An 18,072-nucleotide genomic window follows, 5' to 3' on the forward strand; every position below is an offset into this window, starting at 1 on the left:
AGTGCGCAATGGATAGGGACGAAGCAATAACGGTCTGTTTTATATTTTTAGACAGATCTTCTTAAAAAAAGTTGGAGGTTGATATGGAACAGCTATGTCTTTTTCCTGATGCCGGGCAAAGTAAGGGCCTGCCCAGCCATTTATTAGATTACCGCCCAGGCCTTTTTAATGAGCAGGAAAGCGATAGCCTGCTCCAAAAGTTTATTGCCGAAACTCCCTGGAAACAGCGTATGCAAAGGATTTATGATAAAGACATTATTACCCCGCGTTTGACCGCCTGGTACGGCGACCCGGAGGTTTATGATTATGCCTCCCTAACCCAAAGCAAGCCCAATTACTGGACGCCCGAACTGCTGATGATTAAAAATAAAATAGAACCACTGGCCGGCATCCAATTCAACAGTGTACTGCTCAATTATTACCGCGATAGCAACGACTCGGTAGCCTGGCACAGCGACCGCGAAGATGTACTGGGCAAAAACCCCGTCATTGCATCGGTAAGTTTTGGGCAGGTACGCAGCTTTGATATCCGCAGCAAACAGCATCACCATGAAAAATATTCGGTACGGCTGGAACATGGCTCTTTCCTGCTGATGAAGGCCGGATTGCAGGAGCATTGGGAACACCGCATAGCCAAATCTGTAAAACCGATGAAGGCGAGGGTTAATTTGACGTTTAGGGTGGTGATATGATCCGTTTTTTTGTGGAGACGTATAATTGCGTCTGCCTGAGTTGTAAAATTTCGCAAAATTCTGAAAGTAAAAATGGCGTATATCGCATGGAGGTGAAGACTCACCCGCCGGCGCTACGCGCGGCACCCTCTCTTCGGCTTCGCCGGAAAGAGGGACTTGAAATTTCATTATTTTTTTCTCTATAATATATTGATATTGAGCATTCAAGCCCCTCTTTCCACCGCAGGTGAAGAGAGGGTGGCGGGCGCAGCCTCGCCGGGTGAGTCTTAGCCCGCATGCAAATCACACATGCAAGGTCCGACCTGTAAATCCGACCATGAAAATTCTGAATATCCTACGGGAGACGCAATTATGCGTCTCTACAATTTTAAAGGAATAAACCCCTTTTGTCATCTTAACGCAATGAAGTTTAAATGGTTAAAATCTTTTTGATACTTGTTCGTCTAACCTAAGTATGAAGAAAAGAGTACTTGCCATTGTATTGCTATGGCTTATTATTGATGTTTATTTTTTTGCGGCGGTACAAACGCTTACCGCCAATACAACGGTTTACCTGGCCTACTGGCTTTTTGATGGCTTGCTGGGCGCCACTATCGTTTTCAGCGCCTTTACCGGTAAAACCAAAGTTATATCGTGGTTAATGGCATTAATGCTGTTATCATTTGTGCCTAAACTTATTGGCAGCATTGTTTTATTACTGGAAGATGTTACGCGCCTGTTCCGTGGCTTTCCGCCGCATAGCGTGGGCGTAAGCCAGTTTGTGCTCATCATAGCCGGGGTATTTTTCCTGCTGCTGTTGTTTGGTGTTACCCGCGGCCGCCACTATTACAAAGTAAGGCGCGAGACGTTGTACTTCCCCGACCTGCCCGAAGAATTTGATGGTTTTACCATCACCCAGTTATCTGATATTCATTCCGGCAGTTTCAGCGATGCAGAGGGTGTGCAAAAAGGCCTCGACCTTGTGAATGCCCAACAGAGCGATATGATATTATTTACGGGCGACCTGGTAAATAACCACGCTGCCGAAATGGATCCCTGGATACCGGCCTTTGCCAAACTGGAAGCCCCTTATGGCAAATATTCGGTATTGGGCAACCATGATTATGGCGATTATATGCGCTGGGATAATGTGAACGATAAGCATGACAACCTTGTACGCCTGAAAAATGTGCATAAGGAAATAGGTTTCCGCCTGCTTTTAAACGAATCGTTAACTATTGATAAAAATGGCGAGTCGCTGGCGCTTATCGGCGTAGAGAACTGGGGCAAGGGCGGTTTTCATAAATATGGCGACTTGGAAAAAGCTGCCGCCCGCGTGCCCGATGATGCATTTAAAGTACTGATGTCGCATGACCCATCGCATTGGGATGCGGTAACTATGGGGCATCACCAGCATGTTCACCTTACTTTATCCGGCCACACCCATGGTGCACAATTTGGCTTTGAATTGTTTGGCTTTAAGTGGAGCCCCATTAAGTATGTGTACAAACAATGGGCGGGCCTGTATGAGCAAAGCGGCAAATATTTATACGTAAACCGTGGCTTCGGTTTCCTTGGGCTGAAAGGCCGTATAGGCATCTGGCCCGAAATTGCAGTGCTTACTTTAAGGCGTAAATAGTTATTTTTGACGGCATGAGCCAACCTGTATTGCCCGTTTCTGCTATCGACTTTTTAAACGACCTGAAAAATAACAATAACCGGGAATGGTTTACCGCGCACAAGGAGTTTTACCAGCAACAGCTTGGTTTTGTGGAGGGTTTTGTAGATGCCATACTGGCCAACTTAAACCTGCACGATGTTATTGAAACGCCAACCGGTAAAAAAAGCATGCACCGCATTTACCGCGACACCCGGTTTGGTAAAGATAAAACGCCTTATAAAACCAATTGGAGCGGCAGTTTCAGGCGTGCCACCAAATACAGGCGCGGCGGGTACTATTACCATTTTGAGACCGGGAATGCCTTTATTGCCTGCGGTTTTTGGGCGCCTAATCCGCAAGATTTAAAACGCATCAGGGATGACATCGCTTTTGATGCTAAGCCCTTGCGCAATATCCTCAACAGCGCAGCTTTTATCAAAAGCTTTGGTACGCTGCGTGGTGAAACTGTAAAAACCGCACCAAAAGGTTATCCTGCCGACCATGAAGCTATCGACTTGTTGCGGTACAAGCAATACCTTGTTGTGCACCGCTTTACCGACGAGGAATTTTTGAGTGCCGGCTTTTTTGAAAGTATTTGCCAGGCATTACGGGATATGCGCCCGTTTTTAGATTACATGAGCGAGGTACTGGTGACTGATATTAATGGGGTGATTGATTAGGGCGTGAGTGCTGGCTATGCTTGAATAATGTTTTTTAAAGATTTGTTGGGCTGAGTCGTGAAATTTTGCAGATTCTGAAGGAGTAATGACAACGTCCCCCCGATGTCATGCCGAACTTGTTTCGGCACCCCACATGCTAAGTTAACTTCATGCGGGTCACCTGTCCTGTGGGATCCCGAAACAAGTTCGGGATGACTTCCGTTTTTTAACTCGTCATGGGTGAGTCGTAGCCGCCATACGATATACGTTACTCTCCCCCAAAACTATCATTGCTAAAACCAATCCCACACCTTAACTTTGTGATACACACCTCAATTAACCGTCCCCGCCATGGCCAATCAAACCATCAAAGTCCCAAACATTACACAAGCGGTACCTTTTTTCATGATCACTGAAATGGAGCGCTCATTACACTTTTATGTGGAAGGGTTAGGCTTTACACTGGTTAATCAATGGGTACCAAAAGATAAAATAGAATGGTGCTGGCTTCAACGTGGCGGTGGTGCGCTCATGCTGCAAACCCTGCATAAGGACATGCACGGGCGCGGTTTTGGGGTATCTGTTTGCTTTCAGTGCCAGGATGCGCTGGCATTATATCACGAGTTTGTGGAACAAGGCCTTAAACCCAATGAGCCTTTTGTTGGAAACAACATGTGGGTAGTTACCATAAAGGATCACGACGGCTATAACCTGGATTTTGAAAGCCCGACAGACGTACCGGAGGAGACTAAATATTCGGACTGGAGCAAGAGTAATAACACGGTATGATGCGGTTAGAGCTCTATCGATAAAACATAGTATATTTATATAAATATCCTTTCCTCATGAAAATAGAATCCGTTATCCCCGTGCTTTATTCCGACGATGTTTCGCGCAGCCTGGCTTATTATACCCAGGTATTGGGCTTTGAAGAACAGTGGACATGGGACGATATCCCTACATTTGGAGGTGTACTGGTTGGCAATACAACCATCTTTTTTTGCAAAGGCAACCAGGGCCATGCCGGAACATGGCTTTGCCTCAATGTTGATAATGTGGATGAATATTATGCAGCTATTAAAGAAAAAGGCGCTGTAATTTTATCGCCCCCCGAAGATAAACCCTGGTTTATGCGCGAGATGCTGGTAAAAGATCCCGATGGGCACATTTTGCGGGTAGGCCATAACATTGAGTGCGATTAGCGAAGGAGCTGAAAACGGAAGGCAGAAAGCTAAAAGCAAAAAAGGCTTTTTGGGTAAAATTTACATAACATCTATCGATCAATCCATTAGCTTTAAGCTTTGTGCATTCTGCTTTTAGCTTCTATATACGTATACAACATGCTGCAAAACCGTGTAAACCCTCATGGCGATATTATCAAAACCAGTGCACGTGGTGCCTGGATAGGTAACCGTGGTCAGTTGCATGGCAATACCAAAACCATACTGCGCCCCTTTAAGTTAAAGGCCTGGATTACCTGCCTGTTGCAGTTTAAAGGCAGGCATCGCGAGGTGATGTCGCCGGGGTTGTGGACAGAACTGTTCTTTTTGGATGAGGCCACCGCTTTTGCCGCCGGTCACCGCCCCTGTTTTGAATGCCGCCGCGATGATGCCAACAAGTTTAAAACAGCCTGGCTTAAGGGCAATCCCGAATATGGGTTCGACAAAAAAACAGCTATCAGCAAAATTGATGAGATCATTCACCAACAAAGGATAGATAAAGATGGCGACAAAGTAACTTTTGAAGCAGATATACAGTCCCTGCCCGATGGTACATTTATCCAGATTGATAACGAGCCTTATCTTGTAGCCGGTAACCAGTTTTATCATTGGACGCCTGCCGGGTATGAAAAACCAGGCTTACCAATAAAGGCGGAACAGGTTACTGTACTCACACCCCGATCAACGGTCAACGCGTTTAGTGCCGGCTATCTGCCGCAAATGGCTCTTTGACCTTCTTGATCGTTAATGCCGAGTTTCAAACTTCGTTTTTTTTTAATATCTCTGTTTTATAGGAAGGGGACTTATCTTAGCATATTAATTATACAGGTTATGATTTTCCATTTCAAAAATAAGTTCCCTCAATTGAATCCTTTTTGGGATAAGTACCTGGAATATCAGAAACGGCTGGAGCTACCGGCAAAAACCATTTTGCTGGAAGAAGGAAAGGTATCACAAAATTATATTTTTATTGAAAAAGGCTGTGTACGCGCTTTTTTTTACAACAAGGGGGATGACAAAACTGTACAATTTTTTTTTGAGGATGAAGGCCTCGCTTCGCTCGAAAGTTTTGTCAATAATACGCCAAGCGCGTTCACTGTTGAAACGATAGAGCCTTCCATAGTTTATTTGCTTCCCAAACAATACGTAACTCAATTGATGGATGAACTAAGCCGGGAGCCCGATTTTGCACAATTAACCCTTCGGTTATCTGCCGCCAGGCAATCCCATTACATTAATGAACTTGTTTCTTTCATCAGGGATACGCCCGAAGAGCGTTATCAAAAACTGCTGAACGAAAGACCTCATATTGTGCAGCGGGTACCGCAACATTACATCGCATCATACCTGGGTATCAGCAAAGTACACTTAAGCCGCATTAAAAGCAAGCTTGCAAAAGGCAAATTACATTTCTGAACTTGATAACATATGTTATCGTTGCGGTGCTACGTTGCGGGCTAATTTTGTCTTAACAAAAAAATAAAAAGATGAAAGCAGCAGTAATGTATCAAAAAGGGGAACTACCTCAATATGTTGATTTTCCAGAACCGGCAATTCAAAATAGCGATGAGCTATTGGTAACGGTAAAAGCCGTGGCCATTAAACACTTTGATAAGGGGCGTGCCACCGGCAAACACTATTCAAGTGATGCGCCTGCGGCAAGCGGCCGGGTAATTGGAGGCGATGGCGTTTGCCTGCTGGAAGATGGAACCCGGGTTTATGGCATGGGTGTGAGTGGTATGCTGGCCGAAAAAGCGACCATTAACAAAGACCGGATAGTAAAAATACCCGATGGACTTGATGATGCGGCAGCAGCAGCCTTGCCTAACGCCGTAATAGGCGCGGCAATGGGCTTACGGTTTAAAGCCGGTATTAAGCCGGGCGATGTGGTACTGGTAAATGGCGCTACCGGTTTTACAGGCCGGGTAGCCGTGCAAATTGCCAAACATTATGGCGCAAAAAGAGTGATTGTAACCGGCAGAAATCAAAAATCGCTTGATGACTTGCTCATGATGGGTGGCGATGAGGCGGTTTCTGTTTTGCAGGATGATGAACAATTTAAGGCCCGTATTAAAGCCATCCATTCACAGACACCTATTGACATTATTATAGATTACCTGTGGGGCCACACCGCCGAAATGATACTTGCTTGTTTAAAGGGCGATGGTTCATTTACAAACAAGGTACGGTATGTATCGGTTGGCAGCATGGCGGGCGATATCATACAGCTCTCCGCAGCCAATTTAAGGAGCGTCGATCTTCAGCTCACCGGGTCGGGGCTTGGCGCATGGTCAAAGCAGGAGGTTGGCCAGCTTTTTACCGGTATACTACCCGAAATGTTTGCCCTTGCAGCCGAAGGAAAACTCAAAGTGGATACTATCACCGTTACCCTGGAAGACATTGCCGAACTTTGGAATTTAGATGTACCGGACGGGCAACGCCTGGTTGTAACCATTTGATGCTATCCCGTTATTACAGAAGCAAAAAAACAAGGCAATAATGTATTGATTTTCAAATTAATACGCTAAAAGCTTCCGTATCTCATTATCTCATTCACTAACACTTTAACAACAACGCTATGATTGCTGCATTATTGATTGCCGCTTGGTCGGTTATCGTCCTGAAATTTCGGAATTCGGCAAGGGCTAAAAAATTAGTGCCCAGGTTTTTAAGGCGTAAACCAAAAACCGGATGACCGCCGATTTGAATTGTATTTATAAGCCCGGGTATCTTCAAAAGATAATAACCGGGCTTATTTAATTAAGGTATTAAATTTGCTCCTTATGCTTTGCAAATTTATTGAACAGCGTGCGCGCCAACTTTGTACGTACCAACAGCAGCCACATTAGGGAATGCAAGGTTAACGCGGTTGTAGCTGTTAATGGTGATAACAGCCAAAGTTAAATCAACCAATTCCTCCTCAGTAAACTGTTCACGGGCTGCCGCGTAAATTTCGTCGGGTACGGGGCCACCTGCAATTCTTGTTAAAGCTTCGGCCCATGCCAATGCAGCGCGTTCCCGGTCGGTATAAAAAGGGGCTTCCCGCCAGGCATTTAACATATACAGGCGTTGTTCGGTTTCTCCATTGGCACGTAAATCTTTCGAGTGCATATCCAGGCAATAGGCGCAACCGTTAACCTGCGATACCCTGAAATAAATTAAATTTAAAAGTGGTTGCTCAACCGGCGATTTAGCCAGGTAAATGCCCAAACCATACAAAGCTTTCATAGCGCCCTGGCCTTTTTCAAAAACATTAAGTCGTTGTTTCATGGTGTTATTTATTGATGTTTTACTTATGCCCTAATAGCGATTGAGATGTACGGAATAGGACATATCCTTAAAAAAATATGGCTATCCCCAATTAATTACATCCACCTGTTTTCCAATACCTGGAGCTATAATCATGACACCGGCAAAGGCGATGGTGATTATCCAATAAATTTGTGTGGAGTTTATAGATTTCTAAAGGGCTGCAACGGAGACCCCGCCATTACGTATAATCACATAAAATCCATGGCCGCCATAATCGCTGCCATGGGCAATCAAATAACTGATTTCAAATACTTTATTTCAGTTCGTAAACTACCGCTTCATAAGGTTTAAGCGTTCCGTTTGTTGAAGATTGGGGATAGTTACCCAATAAAACACTGGCTTTGCTAAAATCTACCCCGGTGTTGGTTGTGGCGGCCTTGCTCGTAAAATTTAATAATACCAGCAATTTTTTACCATCCAGTTCCCTGGTATAGCTGTAAGTGTCGTCGTTTTGGCCATCAAGCAACGTATATTTGCCATATACCAGCACCAGGTTGTCTTTACGCAGTTTTACAACCTTCCTGAAATAATTAAGGGTACTATTGGCATCTTTTTCCTGGGCAGCTACATTAATAGTGGTGTAATTGGGATTTACAGCAATCCATGGTTTTCCGGTCGAAAAACCGGCATTTTTGCGGTTGTTCCATTGAAATGGTGTGCGGCTATTGTCCCTGCTTTCAAAACTCATGCGCTGTAAATACTTTTGCATATCGGTGCCCAGGCTTTTCTGGCGCTGGTATTCGTTCAGGGTTTGCACGTCACGATAGTCTTCAGCTTTACTAAATCCGGCGTTGGTCATTCCCAGTTCGTCGCCATTATAGTAATAAGGGGTACCGCGCATGGTCATTAAAAAGGTGGTCAGCATTTTTGATGATACCTCCCTAAACTCCGGGCTATCATTACCAAACCGGGTAACCAGTCTTGCCTGGTCATGATTGGCCAGGAAAATGGATAACCATCCTTTTGCAGCAAACGCGCTATCCCATTTGGTAAATATCTGCTTTAAACGCAACACGCTATAACCCTCGGGCTTGGCTATGTCTACTGCTTCAAACGCATAAGCCATATTCAACTCATTCCTGTCGGCATCAACCAAATTGTGTGCATCTTCAAAAGTATTGCCGGCGCCTTCGGCCACACTCATTACATTGTATTTGCTCAAAACCTGCTGGTTCATCTCCTGCAGGTAACCGTGCAGGTTGCCCTGCATGCCGTAATATTGGGTAAAGTTTTTTTCAAACCCATTTGGGAAAGCCGGGAAGGTGGTATCTTTTGCCGCAAACTGGAAAGCATCCAGCCTGAAACCATCGATGCCTTTGTCGCCCCAAAACTTCATGATATCATATACTTCCTGCCTTAGCTTAGGGTTTTCCCAGTTAAGATCGGGCTGCTTGCGCGAAAAATAATGCAGGTAATAGGCATTAGTAAGCGAATCGTACCGCCACGCATCATGGTTTACATCAAAAAGACTGTAACGGTAAGGCGGTTTGCCTTTTTCGGCATTCCACCAATGGTAATATTCGCGGTAAGGGCTGTTGCGCGAGCTGCGGCTTTTTTTAAACCATTCGTGTTCATCGCTGCTATGGTTTACCACCAGGTCCATCACCAGTTTTATACCACGGGCATGCATGCCTTTGAGCATGGCATCAAAATCGGCCATGGTGCCAAAATCTTTCATAATGTCGCGGTAGTCGCTCACATCGTAACCGTTATCATCATTTGGCGACCCATATATCGGGTTAAGCCAAACGGCATCAACCCCTAAACTTTTGATGTAATCAAGTTTGGTAATTATTCCTTTTAAATCGCCAATGCCGTCGCCATCCACATCATTAAAACTGCGCGGATAAAGCTGGTAAACCACAGCCTCTTTCCACCATTTACGAACAAGGCTATCTTTACTGGGCAGGTTGTTTTGGGCACAGCTGTAATTACTGCCCAATAGCAAAAAGGCAGCACTTATGATAAGCGTGTTAAAAATTTTCATGATGAGCAAATAACTAAACAGCAGCAGGTTAAATTGGCGTTCCTGGTAATAATGTTCAAGTTATAACATTTTATGCATGCTACAAAATATGTTTAAAAAACACAGCAAATTAATAGTGTTAACAATACACATTTATACTTAAAAACATTAAATTTATACATTATTATAAACCAATTGCCTTATCCTAAAAAAGGCACATCAATACGTTAAATGAGAAGACTTTTTTTACTCGCGTTTTTATTTTTTACCCTTGGCGTTAAAGCACAAACGCTAACACCGCGGCAACAGTTTCCGGGCTTGTTTGAGGCTGTTCAGCTTGGCCAGATTTTTCCGGATAATAAAACTTTTGTAGATGCTGTACCCAAACAGGATCCGGCCATGATCATGAAAGCCTACCAGGACGAAAAGGATAAACCCGGCTTTGATATTAAAACATTTGTACTGGCACATTTTGATATGCCGGTTAGCCATAACTCATTTCAAACAGATATTGAGGCGGGCATCCGCAAACATATTGACACTTTATGGCATGTTTTACAGCGCCGGCCCGATGAGGCCAAACCATTTTCGTCATCACTGGCTTTGCCAAACCCCTATATAGTACCGGGTGGCAGGTTCAGGGAGATTTACTACTGGGATTCGTACTTTACCATGCTGGGCCTGCAGGAAAGTCACCAGGTAAAAGTGATTCATAACATGGTCGAGAATTTTGCTTACCTGATTGATAAATATGGTTTTATACCCAACGGTAACCGGGCTTATTACCTCACCCGGTCGCAGCCGCCATTTTTTGCCATGATGGTAAACCTGCTGGCAAAAAACGAAGGAGAGAAAGTATTGGTCCATTTCAGGCCTCAGTTGATGAGAGAATATGAGTACTGGATGCAGGGCTGGAAAGGTTTGGCTGCTAACCAGGCCTCGCACAGGGTTGTGAAAATGGCTGGCGGCGAACTTTTGAACCGCTACTGGGACGAGAGCGACCAGCCACGCGAGGAATCATTTGTGCAGGATGTAACCGCCGGTAAAGAAACCAAACAGCCCCTACCCCAGTTTTACCACAACATCAGGGCGGCAGCAGCCTCGGGCTGGGATTTCAGCACGCGCTGGTTTGATGCGTCGGGCAAGCTGCCAACCATACAAACCACCAGCCTGGTACCGGTCGACCTGAACTGTTTGCTTTATAACCTTGAACTTACCATAGCCCGCAGCCTTAACCAAATTCAAAACGCCAAGCTGGCCAAGCTATACCGTGAAAGGGCCGCCCGCCGTAAAGCCGCCATTTTAAAGTACTGCTGGAACCAAAAAACAGGTTGGTTTGATGATTATAACTGGCAGCTAAACCAGCTATCAAACATACCTACCCTGGCAGCCGAGTTTCCGCTGGAGTTTAAAATTGCTACTGATGAGCAAGCCCGCCTGGTTGCCGAAGGATTAAAGAACAACTTCCTGAAAGCTGGTGGATTGGTTACCACCCTTAACTTTTCTGGCCAGCAATGGGATGCCCCAAATGGCTGGGCGCCATTACAGTACATGGCCATTGATGGTCTGGAAAACTACCACTACAACATCCTGGCCAAAGAAATTGCCACACGATGGTTAAGGCTAAACATCAGGGTGTTTAAGCAGACCGGAAAGCTATTGGAAAAATATAATGTAGTTGACACCAAACTTACCGCGGGCGGCGGCGAGTATCCCCTGCAGGATGGCTTCGGCTGGACCAACGGCGTGCTGCTGCACCTGATTAACCGGTACCATATTGATACCGAACATGAAAGCAAAGATTTGCCGGAAAATCAGAATTGATAATTGTATATATTATTCGTCAGTCGCGAGGTTTCAACTCGTGACACAATCTGGCCGCAGCTTTTAGCTGCACCGCGTTCAAATTAAGTGTATTTACAATTTGGTAAACGTAAGCTGGAAGCTTACTCCAGATTTACTCACGGGTTACGCTATGCTAACCCCGCGAGAGAGAAATTGATTATGAGAACAATTACAAAGCGACAAAAGACTTACGAAGTTTAAAAAACTTCGTAAGTCTGCTAATTTTTGCATCTAAAGTTGTCTTTTACTTTATTATATAAGTCGCTTTGTTAATGCCAACGCCGGTTATCTTTAGCGATTTCCAATTGGATGGCAGCTTGCTTTTAACCTGTGTAATACCTGTGGGGATTATATCCAACCCGCCAAAACCCATGAGTAAGCTTTGGATAATACCACCAGCGCCTGTTGCAAAATAGGGATTGGTACCTCCCTTGGTTTCCGCAATTACGCGGAATGGCGGGTTAAGGTTTGGCTCGTAAGCATCCTTAAAAAAATGATATGCTTTATCACCGTTACCCAGGCGGGCGTATAGCAGGGCAAAAACTGCCTGGGTCATGGCCGGGGTTCCTTCGTTGGGTACACGGGTTTCGTAGTATTCCAGGTCTTTTTTAATCTGGCCGGCATCGGTAATTGTTTTTAGCGGATAGGCCAGCAGGTTTACATCTGCCTGCTTAATACCTTCGCCATTGTAGGTGGCATGTTCACGCGTTACGCCGTTGTCCATTTTCAGGATGGGGATATTTTGCGCTACCAGCTGCCAGTCGGCATCCGCTTTTTCGCCCAATATTTTGGCAGCGGCGGCAGCGTTTTGCAGGTTGGCAATGGCGGCAGCATTGGTAAAGGCATTGTTATCAATATTTTCGGCCCACTCATCGGCGGCCACTACGTTTTTGATATCATAACGCCCGGGGCCGTTACGTTCAACCCGGCTCGACCAAAAATCAGCGGTGGCCGATAGTATGGGCCAGCCTTTTTCGCGCAGCCATTGTTTGTCCTGGGTTACGCAATAGTAATTCCAGGCAGCCAGGGCAACATCGGCAGTAATATGGTGCTCAAACGGCCCACTCAAGGCCCAAACGGGGGTTTCCTCTACCCCGCTATCAGCACTTTCCCAGGGGAACATAGCCCCTTTATAACCATGCGAAAAAGCATTTTTACGGGCGGCGTCCAGCCGTTCAAAACGATATTCAACCATAGATTTGGCAATTTCGGGGTGCAGCACTAACATGGCTGGGTACATCCAGATATCGCAATCCCAAAAAATGTGGCCGTTATAACCTAAACCCGAAAGCCCCATGGGCGACGGCGAGTAAGCAGTACCTGCACGCGAAAACGAATACAAATGATAAAGCATGCTATGTACATCCTGCTGCGCCTGCGCATCGCCTTCAATCTGGATATCGCTGGCCCACAGATCATCCCAGGCTTTGTTATGGAATTTGATCAGGCGGTCGCGGCCTTCCAGTTTGGCAAAAATAGTGAGGCGTTCGGCCTCGTTTAAGGGATCAGCATGGTGTGCCGACGTTATGGATGAGCCCGTAACCGCGTATTTATAAGTTTCGCCGGCGGCAACGGCTTTGCTAAATTTCATTAGGTGCATGTTATTATCCCACATTTCGTGGATAATCCGTGGCTCCTGGCCATGGGGCTCGTTAAATAAAAACGAAGTGGACGCGCATAGCTGCATTTTGCCCGTGGGGCTTTTTGCTGTAGATGTTAACAGGCTGATGGTTACATGCGGCCTGTCAATCTCGTTATAATAGTTTTGAACTTCCTTTAAGGCATCCGGCGCCTCCATTACGCTGGCCGATGTAATATTGATGGCCTTTTTGGCTATAACGGCTACGTCCATCAATACGGTAAAAGGCAGTTGGCGCAGGGAATAGTAAGTATATTTGATGGTTGCTTTATCACCATAATCAAACGTGGTGGTAAAGGCGGCGTGCTGCATATCCAATTCCTGCTTAAAATTGCTGATATTTTTGGCATCAATACGGCGGCCATCAATCTCCAGGTACATGTTCAGCAGGTTAAAACTGTTTAAAAAATTGCTCACCCTACCCCTGCCGTACAGGTCATATGCCCCTGCAAGCACCACATTTTTCACCTTAAAAGGCTCAGGTGCCGATACAATACCTATCATCCCGTTGGCAACGGTGATGCCGTAATAATTCGCCGGGTCTATTTTGTCTGCTTTAACCGTCCATGGGTCGGCACCCTGGGCATTTGCTGCAACAGGAACAACAAAGGCCAGCAACATGAGCCATTTTGATAGCTTATTCATCATCGATATCGTATATATTATTTTTTTAATTGCAGTTTTTTTACCACCAGCTGCCCAATTTCGGCACCTTGTTCATTGCCCACAACACAGGCGTTTTTAAAGTGGATGCCACCTAACACCCGAGACATGGCTGCTGACTTTGCGGCTTCCCTGAATGACTTGAAGGAGAGCGGCGCTATCCCAAATTCCATCTCCGACGAATCGGTATAGGCAAAATTATCGCCAAACTTGCTGGTCAGTACCTCTGCGGCTGCCGATGATATTACCGCGTGCCCGCTGCTGTATTCGGGAAAAGGTGGGGTTTGGATATACGGCCGCCAATCAGCATTAATGTATTTGGTGATAATAGTTTCGGGGCGTACGTAGTTTGAGCGGTATTTTAAATACCAGCAATTGATAAAACCATCAAATAAAGCAATGGCAGTTTCGGTGTAAACACTCACTGTGGTATTAAAATCAAGCTTTTTGGCACGGGTAACTGTTCCGGTAATATTCATCCAGTGGCCTCCCGGCGAAAACTTTTTGGTGGCAAATGAGGCATGGCCCACTACGTTCAGCTTAAATGCGTTGTCGTCCCAAAAATCGGCCTGGTGTTTTTGTTCGGTGGTAAGGCTGTCAACAATATTTTTTACTTCAAGCGCCTGCAGGTAAAACCTTCCGTTTTTGTTTTTAACGTCAAAAGCCGGGGGATCCGGCGGGATTAATTGCGACGCAGAATCCAAAACCATTGGCCTTATCTCGCCCCAGTGTGCTTCCAGTGCCTGGGCATACATAGGCGGCGTCGGGATCCAGCGGCCATCCTGCTGTTTTACCGTAAATTTACTTGCCGACCGGGTTTTTAAATAATTATCGCCTTTGCTCCACTTCATGATAGATTTGGCCACTTTATTGGCATAATTTACCGATCCTTCAAACAAATCGTCGGGCATGCCGGCATCTTTTGCTTTTTGTTTAAGCCCATCTACATACTGGTCCATGCTGCCTTCCGGAAACGTTACCGCATTACCCACAAAGCAAAATGCCAGCAGCGATGCAAACTGGTAATCAACTGTGGTATCTTTTGAGGGCTTTGGTGTTGGCGGCAAATGTTTGATTTGGCCGGACAGCGACCTGAAATGCGCCGGATCGCCGGCCGCGATAACCTGGTAGGCTGCGATATTGGCATACACATAATTACGTGAAGCAGTAACCGGCGGAAAGTTGTTCTCCAGCACAATATCGTTTAATTTCTTTACGGTAACACGGTACAGTTCAGGATCGTGCATTGTTTTTTGGTACTCGGGCTTTTTGCAGGAGGAGAGTAAAAATAGCCCGCCCGCAATACAAATTAGAAAGGATCTCATAAATTATAAAATAGGTTAAAAAACAAGCCGGACAAAGAGGATAATCCTGCTGTTTTTTGCATTGATTGACAGCTAATATAGGCTTTTATATGCTATACTACGCTATAAAAAAGGGGGTTTTTATGTGATTTTTTGCTGGAATTTAAGCTACCCAAATTTAATTAACCATTACAAAGCTGCAGCATCAATATCATTTGAATTGTACAAGTAACGGATTGATTATTACAAACGATTGCAATGCTAATAATGGCAATTTTGTGTCATAAAAATTATCAAAATGGAGAGTAAAAATAAAATAGCCTTAGTAACCGGTGGCAGCCGGGGCTTAGGTAAAGATATGGCGCTTCGGCTTGCCGAAAAGGGTATTGATGTGATACTTACCTACAACAGCAAACTGGCAGAGGCGCAAGATGTGGTTAACCAAATTCAACAAAGCGGCAGAAAAGCGGCAACGCTACAACTCAATGCCGGCGACATTAAAAGCTTTGCCGCTTTTACTGATCAGGTTAAAGATATTTTAACCAATACTTTTGGTGCAAACCGCATTGATTTTTTGATTAATAATGCCGGCATCGGGGGATATAAATTGATTGAAGAGGTTACCGACGAGTTTTTTGATGAGCTGCTAAACATTCATTTTAAAGGCGTTTTTTTTTTAACGCAAGGCTTAATCCCACTGATGAATGACGGCGGGGGCATTGTTAACATATCCAGCGGTTTAACCAGGGTATCTTTTCCACGATCGTCGGTTTACGCTGCTATGAAAGGCGCGGTTGAAGTATTTACCCGTTACCTTGCCAAAGAGTTAGGTTCAAGAGGTATCAGGGCCAACACTGTGGCACCCGGCGCGGTAATGACAGATTTTGGCGGAGGGCATTTCCGGGCAAGTGAAGAAACACAAAAACAAGTAAGTTCGGTAACGGCATTAGGCCGGCCGGCTGTGGCCGAAGATATTGGCGGCGTAGTGGCCTTTTTATGTACCGAAGATGCGCGGTGGGTAAACGGGCAGCGTATTGAAGCTTCGGGCGGCATGCTGGTATAATAAAACTCAATGAAAAAGCAGGTAGTACCTGATTGAATAGTGTACCCTGCTTTTACCTGCCGATAATGGCAATTGCCGATAACAATGCATTAATTGCTAACTTTAAATTTCGGAAAGCAGCATGATTACCACTACATCCCTCGAAGATTTTTACCACCGGAACGGCGCGCCGTTTCACGGTGGGACGAGTAAAGAGCTTGGCCATTTCAATGTATTTGAAGCCGAAAAGTTGTTTGATAAAGCGACCGGAGAAAGAATAATGCCTTACAGCCGCAGGGCATACTACAAAATTAGCTGGTTAAGAGGCAAAAGCAAGGCCGAGTATGCCGATAAGGTAATAGATATACAGAAAAACGCCCTGCTGTTTGCCACACCAAAAATCCCCTATCGCTGGCTGCCCGAAGACGGCAACCAAACCGGTATGTTTTGCATTTTCACGTCCGATTTTCTTTCGCCAGGCAAATCAGCCGTATTGTTGGATGAATTGCCCATATTTCAACCGGGGCAGGTACCGGTCTTCCAGGTTTCCGAGACAGAGATAAACGAAATTGAATACATTTTCAGGAAAATGCAGCGGGAGCTTGATGCCGATTACCAATATAAATATGACCTTTTACGTACCCTGGTTTTAGAACTTATTCATTACGGGCAAAAACTACAGCCCATGTTGGCCATGAGTACCGCGCAAAACGCATCCGAAAGGATATCTTCCTTGTTTATCGAATTGCTGGAACGGCAATTCCCGCTTGAGCCGCCACACCAAAAACTTGGTTTACGAACCGCCAAAGATTATGCCGACCGCCTGGCTGTGCATGTTAATCACCTGAACAAGGTACTAAAAGAGGTTACAGGCAGTACCACAACCGAAATTATTGGTAACAGGATAATACAGGAGGCTAAAATATTGTTGAAACAAACCCATTGGAGCGTAAGCGAAATTGCCTATGCACTGGGTTATGATGACCCTGCACATTTTTCTAAATACTTTAAAAAACAAACATCGTTTACCCCTGTGGCGTTCAGATCATAGGAAAAAATATTTGCCTGCTTTTTATTTGGGTATACCATCGCTTATTTGCGTTTCGAATGCCGCGCATTGGTCCTTTATCTTTAAATTTGGACGCCCCTTTATAACCCAAATGAAGAAAACCGTACTGATAATTTTTGCCGCTGTTGTAGTTATCACAGCAGCCATATATTTGCTTATCCCATCTAACCTGACTATCAACAACCAGTTAACCATTGAAACATCGGATGGCGTAGTGGCCAAATTCCTTACCCATCAACAACGTTGGGACAAATGGTGGCCTGGCACAAAAATCAATGAAAACCAGTTTGCTTATGATGGGGTACAGCTCACCATCAATAAAACCACCAACGGCGGTGTAAATTTGGATTTGCAGCAGGGCAGTTTTAAAATTAATGCTGATATTAATTATTTAGCGGGAGATTTTTCGGCAAAAGTAACTTTGGTGGGCAAAAAACAAAGCAGCATGAACCCGGCACAACGGGTAACAGAATATTTTGCCGCGCGCGACCTGCAAAATAAAACCGGGCAGGTTTTAGCCCGCTTCAAAACATTTTTAGAAGATCAGAAAAATGCCTACGGTTATAAAATTTACATAAATAAAGTAACAGATCCATTTTTACTAACCAAAACTGCAAGCACAGCCACCTACCCCGACATGCAAAGCATCTATAGCAGTATCGAAAACCTGAAAAAGGAAGCTATAGCCAAAGGGGCCAAAATGACAAATTTCCCGATGTTGAATATCACCCAGGTGGGCAGTAAAGAATACCAGGTTAGCTATGCTATCCCCATTGATAAAAAAATAACGCCGGGCAAAGGATCGATTATCAACAACCTGGTAATGGGTGGCAACTTACTGATAGCCGATGTAAAGGGCGGCCCCAATACGGTAAACGATGCCTTTGAAGAAGTAAGAATGTACATGAAAGATCATAAACTGGTAGCTCCTGCCATGCCTTTTGAATCGATGGTGACCGATAGGTACCTTGAAAAGGACACTGCTAAATGGGTTACCAAAATATACTACCCCATATTTTAAA

At 45.0% G+C, this 18,072-nt stretch carries 15 protein-coding genes and 1 pseudogene; 12 read left to right on the forward strand and 4 right to left on the reverse strand.

What is annotated here, in order from left to right:
• The first annotated feature begins 83 nt into the window (after positions 1-83).
• The 8 genes and pseudogenes from ACFGVS_RS12185 to ACFGVS_RS12220 form a co-directional block, all read left to right on the forward strand.
• A complete protein-coding gene (locus ACFGVS_RS12185) occupies positions 84-692 on the forward strand; it encodes an alpha-ketoglutarate-dependent dioxygenase AlkB family protein (protein ID WP_439698825.1) in 609 nt (202 codons plus the stop codon).
• A gap of 454 nt (positions 693-1,146) precedes the next feature.
• Entirely contained in the window at positions 1,147-2,310 is a 1,164-nt protein-coding gene (locus ACFGVS_RS12190) for a metallophosphoesterase (protein ID WP_439698826.1), read from the forward strand.
• A 14-nt stretch (positions 2,311-2,324) separates the two neighbouring features.
• The gene (locus ACFGVS_RS12195) at positions 2,325-3,011 is read left to right on the forward strand and encodes a DUF2461 domain-containing protein (protein ID WP_439698827.1); all 687 of its coding nucleotides are present in this window, start codon (positions 2,325-2,327) and stop codon (positions 3,009-3,011) included.
• A gap of 330 nt (positions 3,012-3,341) precedes the next feature.
• Positions 3,342-3,779 (forward strand): VOC family protein, encoded by a 438-nt coding sequence (locus tag ACFGVS_RS12200; RefSeq protein WP_439698828.1) that lies wholly within the window; start codon positions 3,342-3,344, stop codon positions 3,777-3,779.
• Between the two features lie 56 nt (positions 3,780-3,835).
• Positions 3,836-4,192 (forward strand): VOC family protein, encoded by a 357-nt coding sequence (locus ACFGVS_RS12205; RefSeq protein ID WP_274212173.1) that lies wholly within the window; start codon positions 3,836-3,838, stop codon positions 4,190-4,192.
• A gap of 138 nt (positions 4,193-4,330) precedes the next feature.
• Complete coding sequence (locus tag ACFGVS_RS12210) at positions 4,331-4,942, forward strand: hypothetical protein (RefSeq protein ID WP_439698829.1); 612 nt, start codon at positions 4,331-4,333, stop codon at positions 4,940-4,942.
• Positions 4,943-5,041: 99 nt separating this feature from the next.
• A complete protein-coding gene (locus ACFGVS_RS12215) occupies positions 5,042-5,626 on the forward strand; it encodes a Crp/Fnr family transcriptional regulator (protein ID WP_439698830.1) in 585 nt (194 codons plus the stop codon).
• A 431-nt stretch (positions 5,627-6,057) separates the two neighbouring features.
• Positions 6,058-6,495, forward strand: a pseudogene (locus ACFGVS_RS12220) (zinc-binding dehydrogenase); the annotation flags it as partial.
• 511 nt (positions 6,496-7,006) lie between these two features.
• Here the strand turns inward: ACFGVS_RS12220 and ACFGVS_RS12225 are convergent.
• Both ACFGVS_RS12225 and ACFGVS_RS12230 read right to left on the reverse strand, forming a co-directional pair.
• Positions 7,007-7,480: a carboxymuconolactone decarboxylase family protein gene (locus ACFGVS_RS12225; protein ID WP_439698831.1), complete on the reverse strand. Its 474-nt coding sequence runs from the start codon at positions 7,478-7,480 to the stop codon at positions 7,007-7,009.
• Positions 7,481-7,775: 295 nt separating this feature from the next.
• Positions 7,776-9,509 carry a glycoside hydrolase family 13 protein gene (locus ACFGVS_RS12230; protein ID WP_439698832.1) on the reverse strand — a complete coding sequence of 578 codons (1,734 nt, stop codon included), beginning with the start codon at positions 9,507-9,509 and terminating at the stop codon, positions 7,776-7,778.
• A 210-nt stretch (positions 9,510-9,719) separates the two neighbouring features.
• Between ACFGVS_RS12230 and treF the strand changes: the two genes are divergently transcribed.
• Positions 9,720-11,312, forward strand: coding sequence for an alpha,alpha-trehalase TreF (gene treF, locus ACFGVS_RS12235; protein WP_439698833.1), 1,593 nt, complete (start codon positions 9,720-9,722; stop codon positions 11,310-11,312).
• Positions 11,313-11,577: 265 nt separating this feature from the next.
• Here treF and ACFGVS_RS12240 read toward each other — a convergent pair whose 3' ends face one another.
• Together ACFGVS_RS12240 and ACFGVS_RS12245 are read right to left on the reverse strand one after the other, a co-directional pair.
• Positions 11,578-13,620, reverse strand: coding sequence for a glycosyl hydrolase family 95 catalytic domain-containing protein (locus ACFGVS_RS12240; RefSeq protein WP_439698834.1), 2,043 nt, complete (start codon positions 13,618-13,620; stop codon positions 11,578-11,580).
• 14 nt (positions 13,621-13,634) lie between these two features.
• A complete protein-coding gene (locus tag ACFGVS_RS12245) occupies positions 13,635-14,960 on the reverse strand; it encodes a vanadium-dependent haloperoxidase (protein ID WP_439698835.1) in 1,326 nt (441 codons plus the stop codon).
• A gap of 277 nt (positions 14,961-15,237) precedes the next feature.
• On the opposite strand from ACFGVS_RS12245, the gene ACFGVS_RS12250 reads away from it, so the two are divergent.
• The 3 genes from ACFGVS_RS12250 (at position 15,238) to ACFGVS_RS12260 (ending at position 18,071) form a co-directional block, all read left to right on the forward strand.
• On the forward strand, positions 15,238-16,002 hold the full coding sequence (locus tag ACFGVS_RS12250; RefSeq protein ID WP_439698836.1) for an SDR family NAD(P)-dependent oxidoreductase: 765 nt from the start codon (positions 15,238-15,240) through the stop codon (positions 16,000-16,002).
• A gap of 121 nt (positions 16,003-16,123) precedes the next feature.
• Positions 16,124-17,032: a helix-turn-helix domain-containing protein gene (locus ACFGVS_RS12255; protein ID WP_439698837.1), complete on the forward strand. Its 909-nt coding sequence runs from the start codon at positions 16,124-16,126 to the stop codon at positions 17,030-17,032.
• 109 nt (positions 17,033-17,141) lie between these two features.
• Positions 17,142-18,071 (forward strand): hypothetical protein, encoded by a 930-nt coding sequence (locus ACFGVS_RS12260; protein WP_439698838.1) that lies wholly within the window; start codon positions 17,142-17,144, stop codon positions 18,069-18,071.
• The last annotated feature ends 1 nt before the right edge of the window (position 18,072 follow it).

The sequence above is a fragment of the Mucilaginibacter sediminis genome, from assembly GCF_051903035.1.
Classification (GTDB): Bacteria; Bacteroidota; Bacteroidia; order Sphingobacteriales; family Sphingobacteriaceae; genus Mucilaginibacter.

Coding starts and splice junctions, on each gene's coding strand:
- ACFGVS_RS12200 (WP_439698828.1), top strand. CDS start 3,342: ATGGCCAATCAAACCATCAAAGTCCCAAACATTACACAAGCGGTACCT.
- ACFGVS_RS12260 (WP_439698838.1), top strand. CDS start 17,142: ATGAAGAAAACCGTACTGATAATTTTTGCCGCTGTTGTAGTTATCACA.
- ACFGVS_RS12240 (WP_439698834.1), bottom strand. CDS start 13,620: ATGATGAATAAGCTATCAAAATGGCTCATGTTGCTGGCCTTTGTTGTT.
- ACFGVS_RS12255 (WP_439698837.1), top strand. CDS start 16,124: ATGATTACCACTACATCCCTCGAAGATTTTTACCACCGGAACGGCGCG.
- ACFGVS_RS12245 (WP_439698835.1), bottom strand. CDS start 14,960: ATGAGATCCTTTCTAATTTGTATTGCGGGCGGGCTATTTTTACTCTCC.
- treF (WP_439698833.1), top strand. CDS start 9,720: ATGAGAAGACTTTTTTTACTCGCGTTTTTATTTTTTACCCTTGGCGTT.
- ACFGVS_RS12225 (WP_439698831.1), bottom strand. CDS start 7,480: ATGAAACAACGACTTAATGTTTTTGAAAAAGGCCAGGGCGCTATGAAA.
- ACFGVS_RS12215 (WP_439698830.1), top strand. CDS start 5,042: ATGATTTTCCATTTCAAAAATAAGTTCCCTCAATTGAATCCTTTTTGG.
- ACFGVS_RS12250 (WP_439698836.1), top strand. CDS start 15,238: ATGGAGAGTAAAAATAAAATAGCCTTAGTAACCGGTGGCAGCCGGGGC.
- ACFGVS_RS12195 (WP_439698827.1), top strand. CDS start 2,325: ATGAGCCAACCTGTATTGCCCGTTTCTGCTATCGACTTTTTAAACGAC.
- ACFGVS_RS12205 (WP_274212173.1), top strand. CDS start 3,836: ATGAAAATAGAATCCGTTATCCCCGTGCTTTATTCCGACGATGTTTCG.
- ACFGVS_RS12190 (WP_439698826.1), top strand. CDS start 1,147: ATGAAGAAAAGAGTACTTGCCATTGTATTGCTATGGCTTATTATTGAT.
- ACFGVS_RS12230 (WP_439698832.1), bottom strand. CDS start 9,509: ATGAAAATTTTTAACACGCTTATCATAAGTGCTGCCTTTTTGCTATTG.
- ACFGVS_RS12185 (WP_439698825.1), top strand. CDS start 84: ATGGAACAGCTATGTCTTTTTCCTGATGCCGGGCAAAGTAAGGGCCTG.
- ACFGVS_RS12210 (WP_439698829.1), top strand. CDS start 4,331: ATGCTGCAAAACCGTGTAAACCCTCATGGCGATATTATCAAAACCAGT.